Raw genomic sequence first — 26,122 nt, forward strand, 5'->3', positions numbered from 1 at the left:
CACCCAGAACATCGGCGGAGTATCCGAGGCGGCCGAGGGAACCGGCCATGCCGCCTCCGACGTGCTGGGCGCCGCCACAGAACTGTCCCGCCACGCCGAAACCATGAAACAAGCCGTGCAGAGCTTCCTGCAGGGCGTTCATGCCGCTTAAGCCAGCAAATCCCGCCGGGGAAGACGACGAAAACTCTCCCGGTTAAACCAAGTCTCGATAAGTCATCCTTATCGAGACTTGGTCTGGCCCATTGAGGGCTCGGTGATCGGTTCCGATCACCGAGAGTTGGTATTAAACCTCGACCACCAGCCCGTCATAGGCTGGGGCGACGCCGGGGGGCAAGGTTGCGCAAAGATGCGCGTAATCGAGTTTGGGCCCCATGTGACCGATCAACGTCGCCTTTGGCCGCAGACGTTCCACCCAGGCCAACGCCTTGCCGATATGGGCGTGGGTGTGATGCGGCGTATCGGTCAGGCAGCCGACGATCCACAAGTCCAGCCCTTCCAGCAAGGCCAACGATTCCTCGGGCAGATTGACCACATCGGTCGAATAGGCCACCCGCCCGAACCTGAAACCGGTGGTCCGGCAGTAGCCATGATCCTGGTCGAAGGGGGTGATTTCGATGCCGCCGACGTTGAACGGCCCATCCAGAACATGCGGCACCAGCCAGGGTTTGTAGATCGGCATGACGGCCGGATCCAAGGGCTCGAGCACATAACCAAACCGCTCCCGGATCTCCTCCAGCACCTCGCTTGTCCCGAAGACGTCGATCGCTGATCTCATCGCCCGGTTGACTTCCCGCAGATCATCGATGCCGTGCAGATGATCGGCATGGGCATGGGTATAGAGAACGGCGTCTAGGCGGCGCACTTCGGCGCTCAGCAATTGCTCGCGCAGATCCGGACTGGTGTCGACCAGGATGGTCTGCCCGCCCTCCTCGACCAGAATGGATGGACGGCGTCGGCGATTGCGCGGTTCGTCCGGGTCGCAACGCCCCCAGCCGGCGCTGACCATCGGCACGCCACCCGCGGCACCGGATCCCAGAATGGTAATTTTCATCGTGTCACCTTGGTGAACAGCCGGAAAAAGTTATCCGTGGTGATGCGGGCCAGGGCGTCCGGTTCAACCCCCTTCAATTCGGCCAGCTTGGCCGCCGTATGGGCGACGAAGGCGGGTTCGTTGCGTTTCCCCCGTTTCGGTATCGGCGCCAGATAGGGGGCGTCGGTTTCCACCAGCAACCGGTTGAGCGGCAGATCCCGTACCGTTTGGCGCAATTCCTCGGCCTTGTTGAAGGTGATGATGCCGGAAAGCGAGATATAAAGGCCTAGATCAAGAGATTTTTCAGCAAGTTGGCGGCTTGAGCTGAAACAATGAATGACGCCGGTGAAGGGGCCGGTGGCGGCTTCCTCGGTGAGAATTGCGACCGTATCGTCGTCCGCGTCGCGGGTATGAACGATAACCGGCAAGCCCGTTTCCCTGGCGGCGGCGATATGGTTGCGGAATGCCGCCTGCTGGAGCTCGCGCGGGCTGTGGTCGTAAAAATAGTCGAGGCCGGTCTCGCCGAAGCCGATCACCTTGGGATGCCGGGCGAGAGCGATCAGATCCGCCGTTCCGATCGCCCCCTCCTCTCCCGCCTCGTGCGGATGAACGCCGACGGTGCAATAGACGTTCTCGTAGCGCTCCGCCACCGACAGAACCTTGTCGAATTGCGAAATCCGGGTTCCGATGCTGACCATCAGCCCGACGCCGGCCGCGGCCGCGCGGCCCAGCAGATCGTCGAGATCCTCCTGAAAATCAGGGAAATCGAGATGGCAATGACTATCGACCAGCATCACGCGGCGCCCGTCCCCTCGGGATCGACATAACGGGGAAAGACGCCTTCCGGTTTCGGCAGCGGCGTACCGGGTTCGCCGCGATGGGCGAAACCTGCGAAATCGCGCCGTTCCTGTGGCACGGCGAGCTGATCGAGCAACCGTCCGATCGCTCCCGGCATCACCGGTTGCAGCAGCAGGGCGATCTGCCGGACCGTCTCGGCCAGCACGTAAAGAACGGTGCCCATCCGCGCCGGATCGGTCTTTTTCAATCCCCAGGGCGCCTGACGGTCGACATAGCCGTTGGCGGCGCGCACGACCTGCCAAACGGACTCGAGCCCTTCGTGGAACATTTGCCGGTCCAGGCAATCGCGCAGGCGGGGTAACAGCGCCGCCGCCGAATCGAGCATAACCCTGTCATCCTCGGTAAAGTCGCCGGGCTGCGGCAGTTTCGCCTCGCAGTTCTTGTTGATCATGGAAAGCGAACGCTGTGCGAGATTGCCCAGGTCGTTGGCCAATTCGCTGTTCATCCGATTGACCATGGCGCGGTGGGAAAAATCGCCGTCGGAACCGAAGGGCACCTCGCGCAACAGGAAATAGCGAACCTGATCCAGGCCGTAGGTTTCCACCAATTTGATCGGATCGATCACATTGCCCAACGATTTGGAGATCTTCTGCCCCTCGTTCGTCCACCAGCCGTGGGCGAACACCCGTTTCGGCGGCGCCAGATCGGCGGCCATCAGGAACGCCGGCCAATAGACCGCGTGGAAACGCAGGATATCCTTGCCGACCATATGCAGATCGGCCGGCCAATAGCGGGCATAGTCGCCCGTCATGTCGGGATAACCGACGGCGGTGATGTAGTTGGTCAGGGCATCCAGCCAGACATACATGATATGGGCCGGATCGCCGGGCACCGGCACGCCCCAGGAGAAGCTGGTGCGCGAGATCGACAGATCCTGCAGACCGCCTTTTACGAAGCTCAAGACCTCGTTGCGGCGCGAGGGGGGCGCGATGAAGTCGGGATTGGCCTCGTAAAAGGCCAGTAGACGCTCCTGCCAGGCCGACAGCCGGAAGAAATAGCTGGGCTCCTCCACCCATTCGACCGGCGCGCCCGTCGGCGCCAATTTGCTTCCATCGGGGCCCGTCTTCAGTTCGTCCTCGCCCCAGAAGGCCTCGTCGCGCACCGAATACCAGCCCTGGTAACCGCCGAGATAGATCTCGCCCTTGTCGATCAGGGTCTTCCACAACGCCTGGCAGGCCTCGATGTGGCGCGGTTCGGTGGTCCGGATGAAATCGTCGTTTGAATATCCCATGAAGGCAGCCAGATCGCGGAAGTTCTGCGACACGCGGTCGGTAAAGGTCTGCGGGTCCACACCCGCCGCCTGGGCCGATTTCTCCACCTTCTGTCCGTGCTCGTCGGTGCCGGTCAGGAACTTGACATCAAAACCGTCGAGCCGCTTGAAACGCGCCAGCACATCACAGGCCAGGGTGGTATAGGCATGTCCGATATGCGGGCTGTCGTTCACATAATAGATCGGCGTCGTCAGATAATAGGCAGTCTTGCCCGTCATCGCGTTCAGCTCCAGGAATGATGGCCCGGAAGCGGTCTTCCGCACCGGTCAGTGCCGGCACAGACGCTCCAGGGCGAGAAAGGCGTTGACCACCACGAGTTTGCGATCGAGGTTGACCGCATCGGCGCGGCCGAACAGATGGTTGTTTTTTTCCCACACCTCGACCCAACGATCAAGGCCGGCGGTCTTCACCAGGCGTCGCTGCAAATCCCGTTCGCCGGCCAACACCTCGGAAGATCCCCGTTCTCCGCCGGTTTGAGAGGCGGCGGATGCCAGCCAGCCGGAAAACAATTCAGACAAGGTGCGGAAGCTATCGTCGCTTTTCGCCACCTTCTCGCTGAAAGCATGCAAGGCGCCGATGTCCAGACGTGGCAGTCCGCCAATCAAGCCCACCATGTCCCGGTAAAGGCCCAAGCCCCCTTCTCCCGCCAAGGAGAGCGCCTTGCCGATGCTTCCCAGCGACAGGCGGGCGATGGCACGGGCATCGGCGGCATCCAGTTGCGGCGCGTGGCGCGCCAGCAGATCGACAACCAGATCCTCGGGCAAGGGACGCATCACCAGACGTCGGCACCGCGAGCGGATGGTCGGCAAAAGGCGTCCGGGACTGTGTGAGACCAACAGAAGCAAGGCGTTACGCGGCGGTTCTTCCAGAATCTTCAGGATGGCGTTGGCGCCCGAGCGGTTCAATTCGTCCACGGCGTCGATGATCACCACACGCCAGCCGCCCTCGGCCGGGGTCAGGGACAGAAAACCGCCGATCCCGCGAACGTCATCGACGGGAATCTCGCTTTTCATCCGGGTCTTCTTGTCGTCGGTCCAGCCGCGCTCGACCACCTTGAGGTCGGCATGCCCCCCCGAAACGACCCGTTGAAAGACGGGATGGGCCGGATCGATAGCCAGCGTGGCCGGCACGTCGCCGAACAGCCCCCCCCCGCCACCGCCGGAAAGCACGTACCGCGCGATGCGATAGGCCAGCGTCGCCTTGCCGATACCGCGCGGCCCGCAAATCAGCCAGGCATGCGCCAGCCGTCCGGATGCCCAGGCATCGAGGAAAGCCCGCTCGGCGGCGGCGTGCCCCAACAGTTCCGACGTGGTTCGGGGCGTCGAGGGGGTGTCGTCAGAGGCGGTGGTCATCGCTCAGTGGTTTCCTCTCGCGCGTCGATCACTTTTCCCGCTCACTTATGGATCGGCTCCAACCCGCTTTTTTTCAGGGCCGGCGCGGCGGCGGCGGAAGCCAGGAAATCGATCAACGCCTTGGCTCCGGCGGGATTCTGCGAACCATTGACGATGCCGGCGGAGAAGATCGTGATCTTTTGAACCTCCTCGGGCAACGGAGCGACGAAATCCGCGCCGGCGATCGGCAGCAGTTCGCTGATCTGCTGGAAGCCGAGTTCGGCCTCTCCCCGGGCGACCACGGCGGCCACCGGCTCGGCCGGAATCATCCGGCTCTTGCCCTGCATCTGTTCGGCGATCCCTAAGCGCTTGAACAACTCGCCGCCGACATACACGCCGCTGGCGCTATCGGAATAGACCACCGACTTGGCCGCCAGAAGAGTCCGCGTCAGGGCTTCGACCGTGGAGATGTCCGGCTTCGGCACGCCGGCCTTCACCACCATCCCAATGGGGGAACGCACCAGATCGACGCGGCTGTCGGCGACCACTCTACCCTGGCGAACCAACTCTCCCAGGGCGGAGCCCACCATGATCAGCACATCGGCCTTTTCGCCGCGCTCCAGACGAATGGGAATGGCGTCATGGGTGGTCCCCATCGAGGGGCCCCAGGCGGTCTCGATATGGTGACCGGTCTTTTGTTCGAATTCCGGCGTCAGCTCGCGATAGGCGGCGGCCATGCCGCCGGAAATCATCACCTTGACCTCCTCGGCATGGGCGGCTCCGGTCAACAACAAAAAGCAGGCGGCTCCCCATGCCGCGGCGCGCGAAAAAACCGATGGAGATCCCATGAACAATCCTCCCACTTTTTGTTTAAGGACCAGGGCAATATCTAGTCCCTCACTCGCCGGTCGACGGACTTCACCCGTTCGTCATCATGCCTGCATTGGCAATCGCTCCTCGACGACGGAACGGATCCTGGCGTGAACATCCTCGACGGAAGCGGTGGCCTGCACCAGGACGCACCGTTGAGGATGATGGCGGGCGATTTCCGTGAAACCATGGCGCAGCCGTTCATGGAAGGCCATCCCCATGCGCTCGTAACGGTCTTCCGCCCCGCCCCGCCCGGCAGCCCGGCGCAGACCCTCCTCCACGGGAAGATCGAGAATGAGCGTCAGATCGGGAACGAACAGGCCCAGCGTCATGTCATAAAGCTGCTCGATCGCATGGGACGGCAAGCCGTGGCCGTAACCCTGGTAGGCCATGGTGGAATCGGCGAAACGATCGCACAGGACCCACTGCCCTTCGGCCAGGGCCGGCCAGACGGTCCGCGCCACATGATCGCGCCGCGCCGCGAAATGCAGCAGGACCTCGGTCATCGGGTCCCAGCGGCCCGGCTCCCCTTCGACGAGCAGGCGGCGGATCTGTTCGGCGCCGACGGCGCCACCCGGCTCGCGGGTGGTCAGCACCCTCAGGCCGCGTTGGCGCAACAGGCCGGCAAGCAGATCCATCTGGGTCGATTTTCCGGCGCCCTCGCCCCCTTCGAAAGTAATGAAACGTCCTTGCGACATGGGGTCACGCTCCCCACAGGGTCCGTTTCACGGCGGCCCCGATCCGCCCGAAGAAACCCAGCCGCTCGACATCGGCGCCGGCCAGCAGGGGCACTTGCACCGGCTGGATACCGGGAGCGGTGATGGTGACCACGCCGACCTCGGTTCCCTTCTTGACCGGTGCCGGCAACGGCCCATTGAAATTGGCCGAAACCTTCATGTCGTGGCGCGCCGTGCGCGGCAAGGTGATCAAGACGTCCTTGGCGACCGTCAGCGGGACGGATTTTTCCACGCCAAGCCAGACTTCGCCATCGGTCACCGTCTCTCCGGCCTTGAACAGCTTGTAGTCGTCGAACTCGCGGAAAGCCCATTCGATCAACCGCTCCGATTCCTCGGCGCGCATCTTGATGCTGGTCATTCCATTCAGCACGACGATGACCCGCCGGCCGTCGCGAATGGCCGAACCGACCTCGCCATAGCCCCCGTCTTCCGTATGACCGGTCTTCAGACCGTCCGCGCCGGCGATGTTCTGCCAGATCAGAGGATTGCGGTTGTCCTGCTTGATGTTATTGAATACAAATGATTTTTCGCCGAAAATCGGATAGTAGTCGGGAAAATCGAGGATCAGGCGGCGGGCCAGAACCGACAGGTCGCGCGCCGTCATCTGGTGGCCGGGCACCGGCCATCCGCTGGCGTTCTTGAAGGTCGACTTGGTAAGCCCGATTTCGCGGGACTTGCGGGTCTCGCGTTCGGCGAAAGCCTCCTCGCTGCCGGCCAGCCCCTCGGCGAGGACCGAACAGGCGTCGTTGCCCGACTGGATGATCACGCCGCGCAGAAGATCCGAAACCTTGACCATCGAATGCACCGGCAGGAACATCAAGGAGCCTTCGCTCTTGTAGTTCTTTTTCCAGGCCGTTTCGGAGACCGGCAATTCGTCGGTCATCTTCAGGCTGCCCTCTTTCAAGCGCTCAAAGACCATATAGACGGTCATCAGCTTGCTCATCGACGACGGCGTCATCAGGTCGTCGGCGTTCTTTTCCATCAGGATGGTGCCGGTGTTGGCGTCGACGATGATTGCCTGGCGGGCCTGGGTATCGATGGTTTCGGCCTCGGCCACCGTACCAAAAGGAAGGAAAAAGGCGAAGGCCGCGCCAGCGGCGATGCCAAAGCGAGTATATGAACGCATTGTCCTAAAAGGTCCTTGAGTTGGGCATCCCGGGAAAAACCGATCGGATGCGCATTGGCGGATCAATCCACCACAAGCTTGGCCTCGGGATATCCCGAGGCGATGACTTTTTCCAAAAGCGCGTCGGCGGCGTCCAGGCTGGGCAGTGGTCCCATGCGGACGCGGAACATGGTTCCCCCCTTCGTCACCACCTGGGTGATCTTGGTCTGTCCCATCCCCGACAGCGCGGCGCTCAAGCGGTTGGCGTTGTCGTAGCGCTGAAAGGCGCCCGCCTGGATGTACATCTGGGTCGGTTTCACCGCAACGGTGCGAACCGGCTGATTGGCCAATTGCTGGGCGTCGGGCTCGGCCACGGTCTGCCGTGGCGGCGGCGGCGCGGAATTTACGATCGGCTTGGCCTGTTCGCGGCTACCGGGCGGCGGCAGGGTTTCCGCCTGCACCGTCTCGCGAGGCGCCGCGGCGACCTGGGGTTCATCCGTCTTGGACTTGAGCCGCATCGCCAGGGCCCGGCTCTCATCGGCCATGATCTCGACCTTCACCCTGGCGGTGCCTTGCTGCTCCATGCCCAGCAGTTGGGCCGCGCGGCGCGATAAATCAAGAATGCGGCTATGGGCGAAGGGGCCGCGGTCATTGACCCGCACGACCAGGGAACGGCCGTTGTCCAAATTCGTTACGCGAACGAAACTAGGCAGTGGCAAGGTCCGATGCGCCGCAGTCACCTGGTTTTGGTCGAAGATCTCGCCATTGGCGGTGTATTTTCCATGGAAATCCGGGCCATACCAGGAGGCAACGCCGGTTTCCTGGTAATTGTAATCCTCCGCCGGATAATACCAGACCCCCTGGATCTGGTAGGGTTTGCCGATCTTGTAGCCTCCCCCGTCCTGGCCGGTCTGCGCCTCCTTGACGGCATAGGTGGCGAGCTTCGTCTCGGAACAAGCACTCATCAGGACGCAGCCCGCAACCAGAAGGAGAACGCGGGCAGGAGGGAATCCCCCTCGCTTCATTTAGTGGTCCCCATACAGAGATACGGCAGATGTGGTAGACTACTTGCTCTCGAGCCGATCGGCAAGGGTTCCGGCGGCCAAAGCGAAGAAGATCGACCTGTTCCATTTCAGCAAGACGCGAAAATTGTCATAGACGAGATAGAGGTCTCCCTTGCCGACGTCGTCGCCCTTTCCCGTCTCGGCCCGAATCAGCGAGGCCTGGATATCCTTGCGCGGCGGTAGCGGCTTCCCGTTGGCCTGACGAAGGCCCAGCTTGTTCCATTCCTTGAGGCTGCGCCTGCCGTCGAGGCCGATCAGGGCTTCGGCGATTCCGTGCTTCGGCAACAGCACCGGCCGTCCCCAGGTTTCGTTGCCCTTCCAACCGATCTGCGAGAGATAATTGGCCGCCGAGGCGAAGACGTCGCCCTGGTCGCGCCAAATGTCCGGCGTACCCTCGCCCTTCCATTTCCTGGCGTATTTCAAGTAGGTCGACGGCATGAACTGGCATTGGCCCATGGCGCCGGCCCACGATCCCTGCATGGACTGGGCCGGCATGCCCCGATCGATGATCTTCAGCGCGTTGATCAGCTCGGTTCTGAAATATTGGCTGCGCCTTCCGTCATAGGCCAGCGTCGCCAACGCGGGCACCACGGAGAAGCCGCCGGTATTGCGGCCATAGTTGCTCTCGATGCCGGTCATGGCAACCAGCACCCGGGGAGGCACGCCGAACTGACGGGAGACCTCGGCCAGCAAAGCCTTGTTTTGACGAAGTATTTGCTGGCCATCGGCCACCCGCGCCGGAGTCACCACGCGATCGCGGTACGCCTCGAACGTCATCGAGAATTCCGGTTGCCGGCGGTCCAGTTCCAACACCCGATCGATCGGTTGGATGTCTTTCAAAGCCTGATCGACCGTCGCTTGGGAAATACCCCGGATCAGGACGTCGTTGCGCAAGGCGCCGAGCCAGGTGGAAAAATCCTCCTGCTGGTCAGCCAACGCAGGACCATTCAGGACCAGCCACAAGGCCGCCGCGCCGATACCGGGGAGTTTGCGCCAAAACGCCATTCCCATCATTATTTCGTCCTCGAAATGGTTTTTTCCACCTGCTCCCGGTCATCGGGGCCGGGGAACAGGCGGTCGGTCCAACCGTTCAACGCGTAATAGGCCAAGCCGACCCACTCGTGCAACGCCTGCGCCAAAAGACGCCCCCGTCTCAAGGGCAGATCGACATTGGTCCAGGCAAAGTCGCCGCCGCTTTGATAGTCCACGGGATAGGGAATCACCGGCCAGTTCAGGCGGTGGAAAATGCCGACCGATCGCGGCATATGGCGGGCCGAGGTCACCAGCACCCAAACCTGCCCGGCCTGCGGTTTGACCAGATCCTGGCTTAAAAGGGCGTTTTCGAAGGTATTCCGGGATTTGCCCTCAACCAGCAGACGGTCCGCCGGTACTCCAAGAGCTCTCAGCAGAGCCTCGGCCAGCGGCGCCTCGGCGGCATCCTGGCGCAGCGGATCGGCGCTGCCGCCGGTATAAAGGACCAGCGCCTCGGGATGGGTCTTGGCCAGCATGACGGTGGCGGTCAACCGTTCCGCCGCGTCGTTCAAGGCGATCCGCTGCCTGGCCTCGCTGACCAGCGGTTCGATGGCCCCGCCGAGGACGATGATGCCGTCGACATGCGCCGGCAGCGGCGGATTACCGGGAAACCGATTTTCCAGCGTCTCGGTCAGCCAGGGCTGGAGCGGCGAAACCAGCATGGCGCCGACCACCAGAACGAGAATGGTCAGCAAGGCGCGCCCCTGTCGCTGGCGCCGCCGCGACCACAGCATGGCGACGCCAGCGGCGAAAACGATCGCCAGCACCATTCCGGGCGCCAGAAGCGCGCCGATGACCTTCGAAAGGACATAACCCATGCTGGTGTGATATAGCTCCGGCGGATTTGTCGCAAGCCCCGTGGCGACCGGGCCTGCCGACGCATGAGGCGAAGGCGGTGGCATCGGGTGAAGTCTCGTCGGGTGCGGCCTTCGGAAACAACAATTGTCAGGACCTGTGTCAAAACGATGACCGACGTCGAACATTCCGATGGGGACGACGACGAGGACGAGCGGCAAGGCATCCCCGCCGGCGCCAAAAATTACATCCGGCCGCAAGGCGTCAAGGCATTGCAGGACGAATTGCGCTCGCTGCTCAGGGTTGAACGTCCGAAAGTCGTCGAGGTGGTGTCCTGGGCGGCGGGCAACGGTGACCGCTCGGAAAACGGCGATTATCTCTATGGCAAGAAACGGCTTCGGGAGATCGATCGCCGGATCCGCTTTCTGACCAAGCGCATCGAAAGCGCCGTGGTGGTCGATCCGGTCCGCCAGACGCGTCGAGACCAGGTTTTCTTCGGCGCCACCGTGACCTATGCTTATTCCGACGGCAAGGAGAACACGGTGACCATCGTCGGCGTCGATGAGGCCAACCTCGAACAGGGGCTGGTCAGTTGGGTTTCCCCCATAGCCCGCGCCCTGATGAAGGCCGGCGAGGGCGACATCGTCGATCTGCGGACACCGGGCGGGCGCGAACGCATCGAAATCGTCGCCATCCGATACGGCTGATCCGCCTCTTTCGCGCCGTCACGAATTTCCGCCCCGGCCACCGCGCCGCATCCGAACGGGGTGCCGCCATCCGGGCATTTTTTGAGAAGATCATGATGAACGATGCCCCCGATTTCCTGTCCACGACCAACCGGCTGATTTTGGAAGCCCAGGCCCTCGGCGCGACATTCCACGCCGACGGAACCTGGTCGATGGCCGACGACCACCCGCCTCTGCCTTCGACGCTGGCCGATCGCCTGCGCGTTCACCGCAGCGCCGTCGCCGCTCTTTTCGCGGAAGGCGAGATCGAGGAAAACAAAACAGAGGAAAACAAGTGATGAGAGGGGGCCGTCCGCCCCTCCTCCGCCCACTCGCCCTTGCCCTCGGCCTGGGGATGGCCTTTTTCGCCGCCTTCCCCGCCCGGGCCCAACTGTCCGGGCTCATCGCCAAGGGCGAGGCCAATATCACCATCACACCGGACGCCTTGAGCAAACTGTGCGTCTGGACCGACAAGGCCAACGGCACGAAGCTGATCTATTCGAGCGGCGCGTCGCAATGCTTCAACGGCCGGAATTTCCAGTGCAAGGGAAACCAGTGGTTTGAAATGAAAGGCCGTTTCGACGGCCCCTGCGACGCCGAGGCGCGCAATGCCGTCCTGAACCCATCCAGGGCGAAGGGACAGTAACCGGGGCCGGCTCAGAACCCTTGGTCATGCTCTTCCGTTCGCCTTCGGCTTGATGTATACAGCCACCGTCTTGCGGCGATATCGCCACGGCAAGGCCGCTGGATGGGTGTCCGAGTGGTTTAAGGAACCGGTCTTGAAAACCGGCGAAGGTGCAAGCCTTCCGTGGGTTCGAATCCCACCCCATCCGCCATTACCCTAGTTGTCACCACGTCCGATCTTTATTGCCGGTCCCACGGATTGAGTATTTCAAGACCCGCCATCGTCGCAAAATCCTTGACGTTTCGCGTCACCAGAACCAGCCGATGCACCAAGGCCGTCGCTCCGATAAAACTATCCCGTTCCTCACGTGGATCATGTACTTGCAGAGACGCACAACGAGCGGCCACGGCATCGTCGATCGGCAAAATACGATCGCGGAATTGCACGCGGACCGAACGCGCCAGCCAGTTCCTCAATATTTGTCCTTGCGTCTGGTCGCGGCGCTCAATGCGCCGAACGCCAAGCTCCAGTTCGTAAAGCGTCATCGCCGAGAGATAAAGATCGGCAACGGCCACCTCGGCTGCCCAAGACACCACCGATTCCGGGACGGTATCCGGTCGGCGCAAGGCGGAAACCACATTGGTATCGAGCAGAAACATTCAGGACAGGTCCGCCGGACGAAAGCCAAGTTCGGCCTTCGGTGGCTCGAAGTCGATGTCGGCGCTCGCCGGATCGGCCAGAGCTTCCAGCAAGCTTAGTCCCGGCCGCGCTCCGGCTTGATGCCGCCAATCGTCATATCGTTGCAGGACAAACGCCGGATTGCCCCGGTCCGTGATGATCACCGGCCCCTTCTCGGCGGCTCGCTTCGCCCTGGCGATATCCTGATTGAACTCCCGACCGCTGAGTGTGGTGATAGGCATCGGCATTCCCCTTCAACGTCAATTGACGAGACGATACTACATTCCGTTTCAACAACGCAAGCCATCACTCGTAGTATTGATGCTACGTTATTTATTCCAGATGCAGCCTTTTGTCTGTCGTTTACCCAAGGGGGGCGCTTCCGCCAGACTCTGGGCGGTCGGGTCGCAGCATCGCTTCCCTATCGATAAACCCCGCCGACGGCCTGGCCGAAATGGATCAGCAACAGCCGGTGCCGGACTGCGACGCGGGCGCGGATGAACAGTCGAAGGCGCCAAAATGAATCGAACAGTCGCCATCGACTTTGAAATGCCGACCAAATCTGGTCTCGCCGAGCATCGCGGCGGTGTTGCCACAGACCAGCATCGGCTTGCCGGAGATGAGGGTATGATGATCGTCAAGGGGGAACTGATGCGGATGATCGGGGATGGTGCCGAGATAGGTGGCGACCTGGCCATAATCCTCGCAGAGGTCTTCGAGCGAGGCGATCTTGAACGCCCTGATCGTCATCGACCAGAAGGTGATCGCCCCGACCTTGGCTTCCACCTCGGGGTTGTCGATGGTGATCCGGCTTTTCGTCATCACCCGGTAGTCGGGGCAGCCGAGACCGCGGAGCATCCGGCGAAAGTCTTCGACATACATCGCCCCGCCCAGGCATTCCGCCACCAGAAGACGGTCTTCCCGCAAGGCTGGAGGCAGTCTCCGGCTGGCGAACACGTCCGAGAAGAAAAGCTCACCGCCCGGTTTCAAGACGCGGAAGATTTCCGAGAACACCCGACCCTTGGCCGGCGACAGATTGATGACGCAGTTGGAGATGACCACGTCGATGGCGTCGTCGGCGATATCGAGCGCCGCCAAGTCTTCGATATATCCCTGGCGAAAATCGACGTTGGACTTCGGAAATCCGAAGCGTCTGGCTTGCGACTGCTGGTGGGACTTGGCGACCGCCAACTGCTCATCGGTCATGTCGACACCGATGACGAAGCCCTTCGGGCCGACGAGGCAGGACGTCAAATAGACGTCGCGACCGCTGCCGCAGCCAAGGTCGAGAACGCTACAGCCATCCAGGGCGGGGGGAATGGGTGAGCCGCAACCATAGAACTTCCCAAGGATCTCATTATCAATATTATCAAGAATGGATAAATGATGCGGAGGTATTGATTCCGAGCAACAGCACGTATTTGTTTGAAGATCTTTTGATTTTAGGATTATATTTCCGTAATATTCCTGAATTTTTGTAATACTATCATCGAGTGGTGGCATTGCATATCCTCCGATTCATGGTTAAATCGATCGAATATCTTGTGAAATTTCTGGTTTTATGTAGTCGACCACGTATTGAAATGAGTGTAATGCCCCTCGCCAAATCGGTCTGTCAGGCAGGCGACAAAGTGGGAAGACATGACGGGGGGCCTGATGGCGAAGTCTTCAATCGCTGCAAGATTTAAGCGTCTTGCCGCCCTCATCGACATTTGCTGGCTGTATATCCCATCAGAGGATACAGTCTGCGTTTTTATACATTTACCGACGGGGGCCATAAACAACTTGTCCGCAAGAAATCTGAGCCGGGGATTGGAGAACCGGCATATTCAGATGATCGCCCTGGGCGGGGCGATCGGCACCGGGCTTTTCCTGGGGGTCGCGCAAACCATTCGTCTGGCCGGACCTTCGATCCTGCTGGGATACGGGGTTGCCGGGCTGATCGCCTTTCTGATCATGCGCCAACTGGCCGAGATGGTGGTGGAGTATCCGGTGGCCGGGTCTTTCAGCCATTTCGCCTATCGCCACTGGGGTGAGTTTGCAGGTTTTCTGTCGGGCTGGAACTATTGGGTTCTGTATGTCCTGGTCAGCATGGCCGAGCTGACGGCGGTCGGCGTTTATATTCAGTACTGGTGGCCGCAGATGCCCACCTGGCTTTCCGGGCTGGTGTTCTTCGCCGCCATCAACGTCATCAACATGCTGCACGTCAAAATGTTCGGTGAGATGGAATTCTGGTTTTCCATCATCAAGGTCGGCGCCATCGTCGGCATGATTTTGTTCGGTTCCTGGCTTCTGGTCAGCAAAACCGGTGGCGCCCAGGTGTCGGTCAGCAATCTCTGGGCCCTGGGCGGCTTTTTGCCCAACGGGCTTTACGGGCTGACCATGGCGATGGCGCCCATCATGTTCTCTTTCGGCGGGCTGGAGCTGATCGGCATCACCACCGCCGAGGCCCGCCATCCCGAGCAGACCATCCCCAAGGCCACCAATCAGCTGATCTACCGCATTCTGCTTTTCTATGTGGGAGCGCTGGCGGTGCTGCTGTCGCTCTATCCCTGGACCCAGGTGCGCGAAGGCGGCAGCCCCTTCGTCCTGATCTTTCAGTCGCTGGATAACGGCTGGGTCGCCACCGCCCTGAACGTCGTCGTGCTGACGGCCGCGCTGTCCGTCTATAACAGCTCGGTCTATTGCAATAGCCGCATGCTGCTGGGCCTGGCAGAGCAGGGCAACGCGCCCGGTTTTCTGACCCGGTTGAGCCGCAAGGGCGTACCCCTGCCGGCCCAGCTGGTCTCCAGCGGTGCCACCGGCCTGTGCGTGGTGGTCAATTATCTGGTACCCGAAAACGCCTTTCAGATGCTGATGATGCTGGTGGTCGCCGCGCTGATTATCAACTGGGGCATGATCAGCCTGACCCATCTGAAATTCCGCAGCTACATGCGCCGCGAGGAACGAACGCCGCAGTTCCGCAGCCCGGCCCAGCCGTTTTCCAATTACCTGTGCCTGGTCTTCATGGCGGGCATTCTGATGACCATGGCGTTTTCCGATGGGATCCGCGTGGCCGTGTTCCTGATTCCGCCGTGGATCCTCTTGTTGTGGCTTCTTTTCGGGCTGCGCGGGCGGCTGTCCCGGCGCCCTGGTAAGGAATAACGAGCTACCCCCCCGTTTGCCCCCTCCTCCGGCCGTTACCAAACGGTGGACAGGTCCCTTTTATTCTTGTCGATCTCGACAGGCCTTGAGCCGTTCGATCATCCAGCGGCCTGCCGGCCCCGGCGGGTCCGCCGTTCGATAGACGGCCGACATCGTCAAAGTGAGCCCCCCCATGGGAGCGTCCTCGATCTCGAGTTCCACCAGACGACCGTCCTGGAGGTCGGACTCGACGGTATGGTGTGGCATCCCCCCCCACCCCAGTCCGTTCAACAGGAAGGCGTGCTTGGCGAAGAGATCGGCCAAACGCCAGGTGAATGGCGACATGACGCCGAATTCGCGCTCCGCGGTGAGTTTGGACCGATCCGTCAAAACCAGTTGGACATGCCGGGCCAGTTCCTCTTTCGGAATGACGCCCGGCCAAATCGCCAGCGGGTGATTGGCCGCGGCGACCATCATGACACGCACGCTGGTCAGGCGCTCGGCGGAGAGGCCGGCGGGCAGCACCGGCAGGGAACCGACAATGCTGAAGCTTGCCCGGCCATCGAGCAGCGGTTCGACCACGGCGCCCAGCACCTCGACATAAAGCCGCAAGGGCGTCCCCGGAAAATGCAGCCGAAAATCCTGGGCCGCACCCGCCAGCACCTCGATTGGAAAGAGAACGTCGACCACGACAGTCAGTTCCGGCTCGATCCCGGTGGCCATGCCCTTGGCACGCGCCTTCATACCATCGACGGAGGACAGAACCTGGCGCGCGTCGGCGAGAAGAACGACACCTTCGCTCGTCAGCCGGGGATAGCGGCCAGCGCGATCGAACAGGGTCACGCCCAGATGCATCTCCAGGGTGCCGATCGCCTCGCTGACGGCCGACTGGGTGCGTGACAGGCGCCGGCCGGCAGCGGAAAAGCTGCCCTCGTCCACCGCCGCGAGAAAACTACGCAATTGATCCAGGGAGATCCCATCCAGCATGGCCGCCTCTTATCCATCGGATATTCCGATGGATAACATAAAAATATACAGGCTACCCCTATTTTATTGGCCGTGCGATTGATGGCTGCATGTTTAGCACCCTCAAAAAACTCTTCTCCCGCAACGTCACGACGCCTCGCTCAGGCGGTTCGGAGGTCTTTCCCATGACGACGATCCTGCACATCGATTCCAGTATTCTCGGCGGATATTCCGTCAGCCGCGCGCTCAGCGCCGACATCGTGGCCAAGGAATTGGCGCTTCATCCCGGCGCCCAGGTGATCCGCCGCGACCTCGTCGCCGACGCGGCGCTCCATCTCTCCGACGCACATCTGGCGGTGTTCCAGGGCGGCGACGTCACGAGCCCGGCTCTCGGCCAGGATATCGCCGTCGGCGCGGCTTATATCGATGATCTCTTCGCCGCCGACATCATCGTGATCGGCGCGCCCATGTACAATTTCTCCGTTCCGTCGCAGCTCAAGGGCTGGATCGACCGCGTCTGCGTCGCCGGCCGCACCTTCCAGTACGGAGCCACCGGTCCCGAAGGTTTGCTGCCGAAGGGCAAGAAGGTCTTCATCGCTTCCACTCGCGGCGGCATCTACACCGGCGACAGCCCGGCGGCCGGGCTCGAACACCAGGAGAGCTATCTGCAGGGTGTTCTCGGGTTCATCGGCCTGACCGACGTCACCGTCATCCGGGCCGAAGGTCTCAATCTCGGCGATGAGCCGAAGGCGGCGGCTGTCGCTCGGGCCAAGGCCCAGATCGCTGCGCTCGCCGCCTGACCCGGCAATATCCATCGGCGGACGATCGGTGGTGGTTGCTTGTGCGGGGAACCGCCCTTCGCGACCATCGATCGTCTGCGGATTGGCCCGGCACGGTTCACAAGCCGCCGGTTCTTCATAGGTGCAGACATGGAAATTGGCATCGACAGCTTCGTCGCGACCATGCCGGATCCCGCGACCGGTGAGACGATGCCGGCGGCCGATCGGATCGAGCGTCTGCTCGAAGAGGTGGAAATCGCCGATCGGGTGGGACTCGATGTGTTCGGTATCGGCGAGCATCATCGCAAGGAGTTCCTGGATTCAGCCCCGGCTGTGATCCTGGCCGCGGCGGCGGCGAGAACGCGTCAGATACGCCTGACGAGCGCCGTCACCGTTCTCAGCGCCGCCGATCCGGTTCGCGTCTTCCAGGAATTCGCGACGCTCGACCTGATCGCCAAGGGACGCGCCGAAATCATCGTCGGGCGCGGATCCTTCGGCGAAGCCTATCCGCTCTTCGGCTTCGCCATGCGGGATTATGACGCCCTGTTCATCGAGAAGCTCGATCTGCTGCTGAAACTTCGCGACGAGGTGCATGTAACCTGGGATGGCCGTTTTCGCCCGCCCCTGACCGGTCAGGGCGTCTTCCCGAGGCCTTATCAAAAGACCTTGCCGATCTGGCTCGGCGTCGGTGGCACACCGCAATCCTTTGCCCGTGCGGGCGCTTTGGGTCTGCCGTTGATGGTGGCTGTCATCGGTGGCGGGTTTCATCGCTTCCGGCCGCTCGTCGATCTCTACCGGGACGCAGGCCGTCGCGCCGGTCATCCGGCAGAGGCGTTGCGGGTCGGCCTGCATGCGATGGGTTTCGTCGCCGACACGACCCAAACCGCCAAAGACGCCTTTTTTCCGGGCTGGGCACGGATGTTCACCGAGATCGGTCGGGAACGGGGCTGGTCGGCCGTCTCGCGCTCCCAGTTCGAGGCGATGTGCTCGCCCGAAGGCGCGTTTCTGATCGGTGATCCCGAGACCGTGGTCCAACGGGTACTCGCCGCGAACGAAGCGCTCGGCGGCCTCTCGCGTATCACCTTCCAGATGAGCTCGGCCATGCTGGAGACTGCGGCGATGCAGCGCTCGATCGAGCTCCTCGGCCGGAATGTGGCTCCCAGGATCCGAACCCTGACGAAGAAGCATGGGTGAGCAAGTGGTGGTGGATCATTTGTGCAGTCCGGGCGCCTCCTGCCCGGTGCGCGCCACATATTCCGTATAGCCGCCGCCGTACTGGTGAATGCCCTCCGGCGTCAGTTCCAGCACCCGATTGGAAAGCGTCGCCAGGAAACGCCTGTCGTGCGACACGAACAGCATGGTGCCCTCGTAGGCGGCCAACGCCGAGATCAGCATTTCCTTGGTATCCAGATCGAGATGGTTGGTCGGCTCGTCGAGCACCAGGAAATTCGGCGGATTGAAGAGCATGGTCGCCATCACGAGCCGGGCCTTTTCTCCACCGGACAGGACGCGGCATTTCTTTTCCACGTCGTCGCCGGAGAAACCGAAACAGCCGGCGAGCGAGCGGAGCGATCCCTGGCCCGCCTGCGGAAAGGATCCTTCCAGGGACTCGAATACCGTACTGTCTCCATCGAGCAGTTCCATCGCATGCTGGGAGAAATAGCCCATCCTGACGCTGCCGCCGACGGCGACGGTCCCCTCGTCCGGTTCGGTCGAGCCCGCCACCAGTTTCAGGAGCGTCGACTTGCCCGCGCCGTTGACCCCCATGACGCACCAGCGCTCCTTGCGGCGGATCATGAAGTCGAGCCCCTGATATATGGTCCGGCTGCCGTAACCCTTGTGCACGTTCTTCATGACCACGACATCGTCGCCCGAGCGCGGCGCCGGCGGGAAGTCGAACGATACCGTCTGTCGGCGCTTCGGCGGCTCGAAGCGCTCGATCTTATCGAGCTTCTTCACCCGGCTTTGAACCTGCGTCGCGTGCGAGGCCCGGGCCTTGAAGCGTTCGATGAACTTCAACTCCTTCGCCAACATGGCCTGCTGACGTTCGAACTGTGCTTGCTGCTGCTTTTCGTTCAACGCCCGCTGACGTTCATAGAAGGCGTAGTCCCCGGAATAACTGGTCAGCGATCCGCCGTCGATCTCGACGATTTTCGTGACGATCCGGTTCAGGAACTCGCGGTCATGCGAGGTCATCAGGAGAGCCCCTTCGTACTCCTTCAGGAACTCCTCCAGCCAGATCAGGCTTTCGAGATCCAGATGGTTGCTGGGCTCGTCAAGAAGCATGGCGTCGGGCCGCATGAGCAGGATGCGGCCAAGCGCCACGCGCATCTTCCAGCCGCCCGACAGCGCGCCGACGTCCATATCCATCATTTCCTGGCTGAAGCTGAGCCCGGCGAGCACCTCCCGCGCCCGTCCCTCCAGTTCATAGCCGCCCAACTCCTCGAAGCGCGCCTGCACCTCGCCATACCGCGCGATGATCGCTTCCATGTCGCCAGCGCGGTCGGGATCGCACATGGCGACTTCGAGCTCCGCCAATTCCGCCGCCACGACGCTGACCGGCCCGGCCCCATCCATCACTTCCGCGACGGCGCTGCGACCGGACATTTCGCCGACGTCTTGATTGAAATAGCCGATCGAGACCTGTTTCTCGATCGCCACCTGGCCCTCGTCCGGCGCCTCTTCGCCCGTGATCATCCGGAACAGCGTCGTCTTGCCGGCACCGTTGGGACCGACGAGGCCGACCTTCTCGCCCCTGTTGAGCGATGCGGAAGCCTCGAAGAAGAGGATGCGGTGACTGTTCTGCTTGCTGATGTTTTCGAAACGGATCATGTGAGGCCGGGTTCCCTTGGCGTGATGGGCCCCCAAGATTCCAGACGACGCCTCCGCTCCGCTTCCGGCGGGGCTCGGGCTTTCAAGGGGCCGGGCCAAAATGACGCCGCCATTTTGGCCCGGCCCCTTATGCCACAGGATGTACGACGCGATAGAGTCCTTATCGACAAATCAAAGGGCAAGGCGGTCAAGGATCCTTCGACATGCCGATCGTCCTTTCGATGAGATGGCGTCATACCAAGTCTCGATGAGAAGAACTCATCGAGACTTGGGCTAGCCCGTTGAGGGCTCGCGAGCCAATGCGAGCCAAAGCCCAAGGGTTTCGGAGAAACCCGCCCGGCGCTTGAGGGCAGCGGTGATCGGTCCCGATCACTGCAACATGGTATCAGATGATCCCACCGTTGGCGCGCAAGGTCTGGCCGTTGATCCAGGCCCCATCCGGTCCGGCCAGGAAAGCGACGGCGGCGGCGATGTCTTCGGGTTGGCCGAGACGTTCGAGCGGCGCCATCTTCGCCAAGCGGTCGATGAGCTCCTGCGGCTTGCCGTCGAGGAAAAGCCGGGTCGCGGTCGGACCGGGCGCGATGGCGTTCACCGTGATGTCGCGTCCGCGCAATTCCTTGGCGAGGACGCTCGTCATCGCCTCCACGGCCGCCTTGGTCGCGGCATAGACGCCGTAGGTCGGCTGCAGTAGCGAGGTAACGCTGGACGAGATGTTGATGATGCGCCCGCCGTCGCGAAGGCGCCGTGCCGCTTCGCGAAGCGTATTGAAGGTACCCGTCAGATTGACCGCGATCTGGCGGCTGTACAGGGCGTCGTCGCTTTCGGCGATCGTCGCCAGCTTCATGATGCCGGCATTGTTGACGAGGATGTCGACGCCGCCGAAAGCGGTCTCGGCCGAATCGAACATGCGCGCGACCTGCGCGGCATCCGAAATATCGGCCTGGGCGCTGATCGCGCGTCCGCCCGCCGCTTCGATGCGACGGACCAGCTTCTCTGCGGCGTCGACCGATCCGGCATAGTTGACGACGACCAGGAAGCCGTCGCGCGCCAAACGTTCGGATAAAGCCGACCCGATGCCACCGGCGGCACCGGTCACGATCGCAACTTTATGGGTGATGATGGTCATAACCGTTCTCCTTTTCGCCACCAGTCGGCGGCGATCATGAAGACAGGATATATGTTTAATATATCGAGATAATCTGGCATATTTTGGCATCACTATTCGATTGGGCGAACAATGGATCGCTTTGACGCCATGCGCGTCTTCATTCGCATCGTTGAACGGCAGAGCTTCACCAAAGCCGCCGAAGATCTGGGTCTGCCACGATCCTCGGTGACCGAGGCGGTCAAGGCGCTGGAAGCCAGACTGGGCGTCCGTCTCCTGACCCGGACGACGCGGCACGTCAGCCCGACGCTCGACGGCGAGGCCTATTACCGGCGTTGCCTGTCGCTGATCTCGGACTTGGAGGATGCCGAAAGCGCCTTTGCCGGCGTCAAACCCAGCGGCCTCGTGCGGATCGACGTCCACGGCACCCAGGCGCGGCATTTCCTGCTTCCGGGGCTCCCCCGCTTCCTGGAAACCTATCCGGGGCTCCGGCTCCATCTGGGCGAGGCGCACCAGGCCCTCGACATGGTGCGCGAAGGCTTCGACTGTATCCTGCGGGCCGGAACCCTGGCGGACAGCTCTTTGATATGCCGAAGACTGGCGGAACTGAACCGGGGCACCTTCGCCAGCCCGTCCTATATCGAGCGGTTCGGAGAACCCCGAACGCCCGACGAGTTGGAACGCCACCGGATCATCGGCCTGTTCGCCCCCGACGCCGCCGTGGTCGGTCCGTTTGTCTTTGTCGATCATGGGAAGGAACGGCGGTTCACGCCGCCGGCCGTCGTGACGGTAACCGGGCCGGAAACCAACGTCGCCTGCGCCTGTCTTGGACTGGGGCTGATCCAGGTTCCGCGCTATCGCGTCGCTCCGGAATTGGCGAGCGGACAGCTTGTCGAGGTTCTGTCGGAATATCCCCCGACGCCGCTGCCGGTCCACGTCCTCTATTCGCACACGCGCCAGCTCTCGCCGCGTGTGCGCGTCGTCATCGAATGGATGGCCGAGCAGTTCCGCATCCGGGCCTGAGAGCGTCCCGCTATTTACAATGAGCCATCAGTTCGCCCGGACGTCGGCCAGAAAACCATGGATCAGGTCCTGCAGGGCAAGGGACTGGGCCGTCACCTCCTCAGATGCGGCCAATACCTTGTGCGCCGCCGTGCCGGTTTGTCCCGCCGCCTCCTGAACGCCTCCGACATTGACGCTGACCTCGGCTGTTCCCGCCGCCGCCCGATCGACGTTGCGGGCGATCTCACGGGTCGCCGAAGCCTGTTGCTCCACCGCCGAGGCGATGCCGGTGGAGATTTCACGGACCTGGCCGATGACTTGCCCGACGCCGTGGATCACCTCCACCACATCTTCCGTCCGCCGCTGGACGGCGCCGATCTGCGCGGTGATCTCGTCGGTGGCGCGGGCCGTCTGGCCGGCCAGATTCTTCACCTCGCTCGCTACCACGGCGAAGCCCTTGCCGGCGTCGCCGGCCCGTGCCGCCTCGATGGTGGCGTTGAGCGCCAGAAGATTGGTCTGGGCGGCGATGCCATTGATCAAGGCGATCACTTCGCCGATTTTCGCGGCGCTTTGGGCAAGCTCTCCCACCGCGTTCTCCGCGCGGCGCGCGTGATCGGCGGCGCCTACGGAGATATCCGCGGAAACGGTCACCTGCCGGCTGATCTCGAAAATCGAACCGGACAATTCCTCCGCCGTCGCCGCCACCGCCTGCACATTGGCGGATGCCTGCTCGGTCGCCGAAGCCGCGGTGGTGGCGCGACGGGTGGTATCCTGAGCCGCCGAGGTCATCACCCCCGCCATATCGTGCAAGGTATCGGCCGCCCCTCCCAGACGCTCGATGAATTCCGCCATTTTCGTTTCGAACTGGACGACCATGTCCTCCTTACGCTCCAAAAGGCGCATCTGTTCGATGTTCTCGACACCACCCTGAGCCGACATCAGGTCCGCCGCGATCAGTTTTTCCTTGAAGAAACTCAAGGCTTTCGCCATCGCCCCTAATTCGTCCCGCAAGGTAACGCCCTCGACATCGAGAGCCCGTTCGCCCTCGGCGAGGCGTTGCATCGAGGAGGTGAAATCGATCAACGGCGGCACGATGCTCGCTATGAGCAGTGCCCCAAATCCGATGACCGCCAGCAAGACGGCGGCGATCACCACGACCGAGGTCAGGGCCGAGCGGCGGGCCTCGACATAGAGCGCATCGGCGTGCGACAGCAAGGTGTGGGCGGCGGCATCCTCGATTTTTTTGAAAAGATCGATCCGGGCCGTCGCCGCCTTGAACCAAAGGGGCGCCTCCACGCCCGGCGCTTCCCCGGACAAGACCGCAACCGTCGCGGCCCGACGCATGGAGGCGACCTCCTCGACGGCTCCAGCGTTGCCGATCTCCTTGTATTGACGCGCCAAATCCGGCGCCGCGAAGGAAAGAAATACCCGCTCGTAGATCGCCTGTGCCGCCGAAAGTTCCAAAAACCGCTTGAACAAGGCCGGTTCAAACCGGCCGGCACCGAAGCCGGCGGCCCCCGTAGCCCTCTCCTGCCCGGCCTGCTCCTTCATCCGCATGACATTAAGATATGCCGATATATCATTGAGAAGGCTGGCATTCTCAGCCATTCCCTGCATGCTGTCGATGGAAGACAACAAGCCGTCGATCACTGTCGTATAGAAGGAAATGGCATCTTTCGGCTGGATCTCCTGGCGATCGATCACGGCGCGCATCCGTTCGATATCGCTCAACGGCCCTTGAACCTTTTGCAGGCTTCTCTCCGCTTCCGATCCCGCGATCAGATCCCGGCCATTCATGGTGGTGCCGGCAAGCCTCCGGCGAGTCCCGTCGACGACCTCGCGTTGCTGGCGCAACTCTCCGCCAAACTTGTCGCCCTTGCTGGCCAGAAACAGCGAAGACATGCCGCGCTCCTTCTGAAGCTCATGAATCAGGTTGCCGATATCGATCCCCAAAACCGCCACGGATTGCGTCTTCGCCAAACCGGCGGCGGTTTCAAAACGATGGGCGGCTCCCAGCGTGGCGACCACCACGAAGGCGACCAGCGGCAAACAGGCCAGCAGGACGATACGCCATCTTATCCGCAGTACATCGAGATGCCCGCCCAAACGGCGAAACAGGGAGCCGTGCCGGCGTGAATCCGAAAAAGGGCTGTCGATCAACCCCTTGGCAAAAAAATAGGGCCGTAATTTGAGGTCGCTACAGATGACATGGTTGAGAAACCAGGCCTTCATGAAATCCAGAATCTGCCGGGGCAAGGCCTCGCCGGTGGACCCCGCCAAGGCGAGTGCGGCGAAGCTCTCGATGCGTTCCAGAGTTTGGGCATGAGAGTCGCGATGCTGCTCGATGTCGGGATAGCCGATCTTCGCCAGATACTCCTCCTCGCGGAGGAAATGCCGGCGCAGATGGTCCGCAAGGCGACCGACGATCGACGCGGCACCGGAGGTATCACCTGCCCCATCTTTTGCCGCGTGAAGTTCATTGATCAATGAAATCAGGTGCTTGTGATCATCATCGAGGGCTTTGATGCCGACGCCGAAGCTTTCCTGCCATTCCAACAGCGCCATGCCCCGTCCTCCCCCGGTTCCGGTCCGACCGGCATGGTAGCGCAAGGAAACATATTGGATAAATACTAAAGACAGTAATCAATCATCAATAACTATTACGCCGCCTGCGCCATTTAAGCAGAAAGGCGCTATTCCCCGGATTTCCGCCGCTTTCCGGCCTGGTCGCCGGACGGTCACAGCTTTCTCACAAGGGGCGGCGCCCAGGTCATGCTTGAATAAGCGGGTCTTTACGGCAAGGCGGAGAGGATACCGGAACCTTCCATGGACGTGACGTGTTTCAAAAAAAGATTTTCAAAAAACAGGGTTTGCAGGAAACGGCCGCACATCAAGCCAGGTTCACGAGAACGTCGCGAAGGTGGGGCCCATTATGACGTGTGTACCAGGGTTTCGGCTGATCGGTGGTTTCGCGTTGCTGCTGTTAAGCGGCTGCGAAACGGCACGCTTTCCCGTGCCCGAACCCAAACCCCCCATTCCCCCGGCGGCGGCCGAGGCGTCGCCGCCAAACGCCACGACGCAAAATGTGCCCGCCGTTTCCAAACAACAATCAACGGCCAAATCCGCACACAGGCGTGGCGAGGACAAGAATGGCGACGGCAAGAAGGAAGAAAACCGAACCTCACCGGAGCAACCCTCCGTGCAGCTGATCGGCCTCGACGAGACCGCGGTTCAGGCGCAACTGGGCGCTCCCACCATCGTCGAGGATCATCCCCCCGGCAAAATTTGGCGTTTTCGCAATCGGAACTGCGTGTTGAACCTCGCTTTTTATCCCGAGGTGGAAACCCGAGCCTTTCGCGTTCTTTCCTATGAGGTGACGAGCGATGACCACAATGCTGGAGCGAAGCAGCTTTGCGAAACCAAATTCGGCGCCACCGTCGCAACCGAATGACCGTCTCGACGAGGACAACATTCATATAGCGCTGGTTGACGACGACGACGATTTTCGAGAAGTGGTGGGCGCCGAACTCGGTGACTACGGCTTTGCCGTGACCGATTTCCAGGACGGCCCCTTCCTGCTCGATTATTTCGGCGCGGGAAACAGCGCCGACGTGATCATTCTCGATTGGAACCTGCCGACACTTCCCGGCATCGACCTTTTGGCGCAGTTGCGCCGCCAGGGCGTCAAAATCCCGGTCATCATTCTCACCGCGCTTTCCGGGACGGCGTATGAAATGGCGGCGCTCGACCGCGGCGCACTCGATTTCATCGACAAATCCAGGGGCATCCCGGTGCTGGCCAAACGGGCGCGGCTCATTGCCGAGGCGGCCAAACTGCCGCCCGACATGCCGACCGAGGAGGTCATCGAATACGGTCCGTTGAAATTGCGCCCCCGCCTGAGCCGAGCCTACTGGCAGGATGTGGACGTCGGATTGACGGTCACGGAGTTCAACATCGTCCGGCGTTTGATCGAACATGCCGGCGACCACGTCAGTTACCGGGCGATCTACGACTGCGTTCACCATTGCGGTTTTATTGCCGGGAGCGGCGAAGATGGATATCGAACGAATGTCCGATCATCGGTTAAACGTATCCGCAACAAATTTCGCGCGATCGATGCCGGTTTCGTGGAAATCGAAAATTTTCCCGCGTTCGGATATTGCTGGAAGCCGGCGGCGTCGGTCCCTTCTTAGG

Annotated in this window: 26 protein-coding genes and 1 tRNA gene; 10 read left to right on the forward strand and 17 right to left on the reverse strand. The window is 61.7% G+C overall.

Annotation, left to right across the window (positions count from 1 at the left end):
* Positions 1–283: 283 nt before the first annotated feature.
* The 10 genes from CWS72_RS17385 to CWS72_RS17430 all read right to left on the reverse strand — a co-directional run bounded on the left by CWS72_RS17385 (position 284) and on the right by CWS72_RS17430 (position 10,200).
* Positions 284–1,051: an MBL fold metallo-hydrolase gene (locus CWS72_RS17385; RefSeq protein ID WP_101251903.1), complete on the reverse strand. Its 768-nt coding sequence runs from the start codon at positions 1,049–1,051 to the stop codon at positions 284–286.
* Positions 1,048–1,824 (reverse strand): TatD family hydrolase, encoded by a 777-nt coding sequence (locus CWS72_RS17390; protein WP_101251904.1) that lies wholly within the window; start codon positions 1,822–1,824, stop codon positions 1,048–1,050. The genes CWS72_RS17385 and CWS72_RS17390 overlap by 4 nt, the downstream gene beginning before the upstream one ends.
* Positions 1,824–3,377, reverse strand: a complete 1,554-nt coding sequence (gene metG, locus CWS72_RS17395) for a methionine--tRNA ligase (protein WP_101251980.1) — start codon at positions 3,375–3,377, stop codon at positions 1,824–1,826. The genes CWS72_RS17390 and metG overlap by 1 nt, the downstream gene beginning before the upstream one ends.
* Positions 3,378–3,425: 48 nt before the next feature.
* A complete protein-coding gene (locus tag CWS72_RS17400; protein ID WP_101251905.1) occupies positions 3,426–4,511 on the reverse strand; it encodes a DNA polymerase III subunit delta' in 1,086 nt (361 codons plus the stop codon).
* A 41-nt stretch (positions 4,512–4,552) separates the two neighbouring features.
* Positions 4,553–5,338, reverse strand: a complete 786-nt coding sequence (locus CWS72_RS17405) for a substrate-binding domain-containing protein (protein WP_101251906.1) — start codon at positions 5,336–5,338, stop codon at positions 4,553–4,555.
* A gap of 84 nt (positions 5,339–5,422) precedes the next feature.
* Positions 5,423–6,058 carry a dTMP kinase gene (gene tmk / locus CWS72_RS17410; protein WP_101251907.1) on the reverse strand — a complete coding sequence of 212 codons (636 nt, stop codon included), beginning with the start codon at positions 6,056–6,058 and terminating at the stop codon, positions 5,423–5,425.
* 4 nt (positions 6,059–6,062) lie between these two features.
* Positions 6,063–7,223: a D-alanyl-D-alanine carboxypeptidase family protein gene (locus CWS72_RS17415; protein ID WP_101251908.1), complete on the reverse strand. Its 1,161-nt coding sequence runs from the start codon at positions 7,221–7,223 to the stop codon at positions 6,063–6,065.
* Between the two features lie 62 nt (positions 7,224–7,285).
* Positions 7,286–8,167, reverse strand: coding sequence for a septal ring lytic transglycosylase RlpA family protein (locus CWS72_RS28645; RefSeq protein WP_274540608.1), 882 nt, complete (start codon positions 8,165–8,167; stop codon positions 7,286–7,288).
* A gap of 99 nt (positions 8,168–8,266) precedes the next feature.
* Positions 8,267–9,280, reverse strand: coding sequence for a lytic murein transglycosylase (locus CWS72_RS17425; protein ID WP_199175761.1), 1,014 nt, complete (start codon positions 9,278–9,280; stop codon positions 8,267–8,269).
* Positions 9,280–10,200: a YdcF family protein gene (locus tag CWS72_RS17430; RefSeq protein ID WP_158240696.1), complete on the reverse strand. Its 921-nt coding sequence runs from the start codon at positions 10,198–10,200 to the stop codon at positions 9,280–9,282. The genes CWS72_RS17425 and CWS72_RS17430 overlap by 1 nt, the downstream gene beginning before the upstream one ends.
* Before the next feature lie 63 nt (positions 10,201–10,263).
* Between CWS72_RS17430 and greB the strand changes: the two genes are divergently transcribed.
* The 4 genes from greB (at position 10,264) to CWS72_RS17450 (ending at position 11,654) form a co-directional block, all read left to right on the forward strand.
* The gene (gene greB / locus CWS72_RS17435; RefSeq protein WP_101251982.1) at positions 10,264–10,800 is read left to right on the forward strand and encodes a transcription elongation factor GreB; all 537 of its coding nucleotides are present in this window, start codon (positions 10,264–10,266) and stop codon (positions 10,798–10,800) included.
* A 92-nt stretch (positions 10,801–10,892) separates the two neighbouring features.
* Entirely contained in the window at positions 10,893–11,117 is a 225-nt protein-coding gene (locus CWS72_RS17440; RefSeq protein ID WP_101251911.1) for a hypothetical protein, read from the forward strand.
* Entirely contained in the window at positions 11,117–11,464 is a 348-nt protein-coding gene (locus CWS72_RS17445) for a hypothetical protein (RefSeq protein WP_146002788.1), read from the forward strand. The genes CWS72_RS17440 and CWS72_RS17445 overlap by 1 nt, the downstream gene beginning before the upstream one ends.
* Positions 11,465–11,564: 100 nt before the next feature.
* Positions 11,565–11,654, forward strand: a tRNA-Ser gene (locus CWS72_RS17450).
* Positions 11,655–11,682: 28 nt separating this feature from the next.
* Here CWS72_RS17450 and CWS72_RS17455 read toward each other — a convergent pair.
* From CWS72_RS17455 to CWS72_RS17465, 3 genes are all read right to left on the reverse strand, one after another.
* Positions 11,683–12,102, reverse strand: a complete 420-nt coding sequence (locus CWS72_RS17455; RefSeq protein ID WP_101251913.1) for a type II toxin-antitoxin system VapC family toxin — start codon at positions 12,100–12,102, stop codon at positions 11,683–11,685.
* Positions 12,103–12,363, reverse strand: coding sequence for a type II toxin-antitoxin system prevent-host-death family antitoxin (locus tag CWS72_RS17460; RefSeq protein WP_101251983.1), 261 nt, complete (start codon positions 12,361–12,363; stop codon positions 12,103–12,105). It abuts the gene before it with no gap.
* 217 nt (positions 12,364–12,580) lie between these two features.
* Positions 12,581–13,624 carry a methyltransferase domain-containing protein gene (locus tag CWS72_RS17465; protein WP_101251914.1) on the reverse strand — a complete coding sequence of 348 codons (1,044 nt, stop codon included), beginning with the start codon at positions 13,622–13,624 and terminating at the stop codon, positions 12,581–12,583.
* Positions 13,625–13,906: 282 nt separating this feature from the next.
* Between CWS72_RS17465 and CWS72_RS17470 the strand changes: the two genes are divergently transcribed.
* Complete coding sequence (locus CWS72_RS17470; protein WP_241911784.1) at positions 13,907–15,265, forward strand: amino acid permease; 1,359 nt, start codon at positions 13,907–13,909, stop codon at positions 15,263–15,265.
* A 60-nt stretch (positions 15,266–15,325) separates the two neighbouring features.
* Here the strand turns inward: CWS72_RS17470 and CWS72_RS17475 are convergent, their stop codons facing one another.
* Positions 15,326–16,231, reverse strand: a complete 906-nt coding sequence (locus CWS72_RS17475) for a LysR family transcriptional regulator (protein WP_101251915.1) — start codon at positions 16,229–16,231, stop codon at positions 15,326–15,328.
* 164 nt (positions 16,232–16,395) lie between these two features.
* On the opposite strand from CWS72_RS17475, the gene CWS72_RS17480 reads away from it, so the two are divergent.
* Both CWS72_RS17480 and CWS72_RS17485 read left to right on the forward strand, forming a co-directional pair.
* Positions 16,396–17,010 (forward strand): FMN-dependent NADH-azoreductase, encoded by a 615-nt coding sequence (locus CWS72_RS17480; protein WP_101251916.1) that lies wholly within the window; start codon positions 16,396–16,398, stop codon positions 17,008–17,010.
* 129 nt (positions 17,011–17,139) lie between these two features.
* On the forward strand, positions 17,140–18,183 hold the full coding sequence (locus CWS72_RS17485; protein ID WP_101251917.1) for an Atu2307/SP_0267 family LLM class monooxygenase: 1,044 nt from the start codon (positions 17,140–17,142) through the stop codon (positions 18,181–18,183).
* A 15-nt stretch (positions 18,184–18,198) separates the two neighbouring features.
* Here the strand turns inward: CWS72_RS17485 and CWS72_RS17490 are convergent, their stop codons facing one another.
* Together CWS72_RS17490 and CWS72_RS17495 are read right to left on the reverse strand one after the other, a co-directional pair.
* Positions 18,199–19,821, reverse strand: a complete 1,623-nt coding sequence (locus CWS72_RS17490) for an ABC-F family ATP-binding cassette domain-containing protein (RefSeq protein ID WP_101251918.1) — start codon at positions 19,819–19,821, stop codon at positions 18,199–18,201.
* Positions 19,822–20,206: 385 nt separating this feature from the next.
* Entirely contained in the window at positions 20,207–20,947 is a 741-nt protein-coding gene (locus tag CWS72_RS17495) for an SDR family oxidoreductase (protein WP_101251919.1), read from the reverse strand.
* Positions 20,948–21,076: 129 nt separating this feature from the next.
* Here CWS72_RS17495 and CWS72_RS17500 point away from each other — a divergent pair, with 129 nt between their 5' ends.
* On the forward strand, positions 21,077–21,949 hold the full coding sequence (locus tag CWS72_RS17500; RefSeq protein ID WP_241911785.1) for a LysR family transcriptional regulator: 873 nt from the start codon (positions 21,077–21,079) through the stop codon (positions 21,947–21,949).
* 27 nt (positions 21,950–21,976) lie between these two features.
* Here the strand turns inward: CWS72_RS17500 and CWS72_RS17505 are convergent, their stop codons facing one another.
* Positions 21,977–24,493: a bacteriohemerythrin gene (locus CWS72_RS17505; RefSeq protein WP_146002789.1), complete on the reverse strand. Its 2,517-nt coding sequence runs from the start codon at positions 24,491–24,493 to the stop codon at positions 21,977–21,979.
* A gap of 367 nt (positions 24,494–24,860) precedes the next feature.
* On the opposite strand from CWS72_RS17505, the gene CWS72_RS17510 reads away from it, so the two are divergent.
* Both CWS72_RS17510 and CWS72_RS17515 read left to right on the forward strand, forming a co-directional pair.
* Positions 24,861–25,379, forward strand: coding sequence for a hypothetical protein (locus CWS72_RS17510; RefSeq protein ID WP_146002790.1), 519 nt, complete (start codon positions 24,861–24,863; stop codon positions 25,377–25,379).
* Positions 25,312–26,121 (forward strand): response regulator transcription factor, encoded by an 810-nt coding sequence (locus CWS72_RS17515; protein WP_241911786.1) that lies wholly within the window; start codon positions 25,312–25,314, stop codon positions 26,119–26,121. Before CWS72_RS17510 ends, CWS72_RS17515 begins: the two co-directional genes overlap by 68 nt.
* Position 26,122: the final 1 nt, after the last annotated feature.

This window comes from Telmatospirillum siberiense (genome assembly GCF_002845745.1).
Lineage (GTDB): Bacteria > Pseudomonadota > Alphaproteobacteria > Rhodospirillales > Magnetospirillaceae > Telmatospirillum > Telmatospirillum siberiense.

Bases quoted from the DNA above. Each gene is read 5' to 3' on its own strand.
- CWS72_RS17480 (WP_101251916.1), top strand. From the start codon at position 16,396: ATGACGACGATCCTGCACATCGATTCCAGTATTCTCGGCGGATATTCC.
- CWS72_RS17455 (WP_101251913.1), bottom strand. From the start codon at position 12,102: ATGTTTCTGCTCGATACCAATGTGGTTTCCGCCTTGCGCCGACCGGAT.
- CWS72_RS17415 (WP_101251908.1), bottom strand. From the start codon at position 7,223: ATGCGTTCATATACTCGCTTTGGCATCGCCGCTGGCGCGGCCTTCGCC.
- greB (WP_101251982.1), top strand. From the start codon at position 10,264: ATGACCGACGTCGAACATTCCGATGGGGACGACGACGAGGACGAGCGG.
- CWS72_RS17490 (WP_101251918.1), bottom strand. From the start codon at position 19,821: ATGATCCGTTTCGAAAACATCAGCAAGCAGAACAGTCACCGCATCCTC.
- CWS72_RS17500 (WP_241911785.1), top strand. From the start codon at position 21,077: ATGCGCGTCTTCATTCGCATCGTTGAACGGCAGAGCTTCACCAAAGCC.
- CWS72_RS17475 (WP_101251915.1), bottom strand. From the start codon at position 16,231: ATGCTGGATGGGATCTCCCTGGATCAATTGCGTAGTTTTCTCGCGGCG.
- CWS72_RS28645 (WP_274540608.1), bottom strand. From the start codon at position 8,167: ATGAGTGCTTGTTCCGAGACGAAGCTCGCCACCTATGCCGTCAAGGAG.
- CWS72_RS17390 (WP_101251904.1), bottom strand. From the start codon at position 1,824: ATGCTGGTCGATAGTCATTGCCATCTCGATTTCCCTGATTTTCAGGAG.
- CWS72_RS17465 (WP_101251914.1), bottom strand. From the start codon at position 13,624: ATGCCACCACTCGATGATAGTATTACAAAAATTCAGGAATATTACGGA.
- CWS72_RS17400 (WP_101251905.1), bottom strand. From the start codon at position 4,511: ATGACCACCGCCTCTGACGACACCCCCTCGACGCCCCGAACCACGTCG.
- metG (WP_101251980.1), bottom strand. From the start codon at position 3,377: ATGACGGGCAAGACTGCCTATTATCTGACGACGCCGATCTATTATGTG.
- CWS72_RS17445 (WP_146002788.1), top strand. From the start codon at position 11,117: ATGAGAGGGGGCCGTCCGCCCCTCCTCCGCCCACTCGCCCTTGCCCTC.
- CWS72_RS17515 (WP_241911786.1), top strand. From the start codon at position 25,312: ATGACCACAATGCTGGAGCGAAGCAGCTTTGCGAAACCAAATTCGGCG.
- CWS72_RS17430 (WP_158240696.1), bottom strand. From the start codon at position 10,200: ATGCCACCGCCTTCGCCTCATGCGTCGGCAGGCCCGGTCGCCACGGGG.
- CWS72_RS17485 (WP_101251917.1), top strand. From the start codon at position 17,140: ATGGAAATTGGCATCGACAGCTTCGTCGCGACCATGCCGGATCCCGCG.
- CWS72_RS17505 (WP_146002789.1), bottom strand. From the start codon at position 24,493: ATGGCGCTGTTGGAATGGCAGGAAAGCTTCGGCGTCGGCATCAAAGCC.
- tmk (WP_101251907.1), bottom strand. From the start codon at position 6,058: ATGTCGCAAGGACGTTTCATTACTTTCGAAGGGGGCGAGGGCGCCGGA.
- CWS72_RS17385 (WP_101251903.1), bottom strand. From the start codon at position 1,051: ATGAAAATTACCATTCTGGGATCCGGTGCCGCGGGTGGCGTGCCGATG.
- CWS72_RS17510 (WP_146002790.1), top strand. From the start codon at position 24,861: ATGACGTGTGTACCAGGGTTTCGGCTGATCGGTGGTTTCGCGTTGCTG.
- CWS72_RS17405 (WP_101251906.1), bottom strand. From the start codon at position 5,338: ATGGGATCTCCATCGGTTTTTTCGCGCGCCGCGGCATGGGGAGCCGCC.
- CWS72_RS17440 (WP_101251911.1), top strand. From the start codon at position 10,893: ATGATGAACGATGCCCCCGATTTCCTGTCCACGACCAACCGGCTGATT.
- CWS72_RS17495 (WP_101251919.1), bottom strand. From the start codon at position 20,947: ATGACCATCATCACCCATAAAGTTGCGATCGTGACCGGTGCCGCCGGT.
- CWS72_RS17460 (WP_101251983.1), bottom strand. From the start codon at position 12,363: ATGCCTATCACCACACTCAGCGGTCGGGAGTTCAATCAGGATATCGCC.
- CWS72_RS17425 (WP_199175761.1), bottom strand. From the start codon at position 9,280: ATGATGGGAATGGCGTTTTGGCGCAAACTCCCCGGTATCGGCGCGGCG.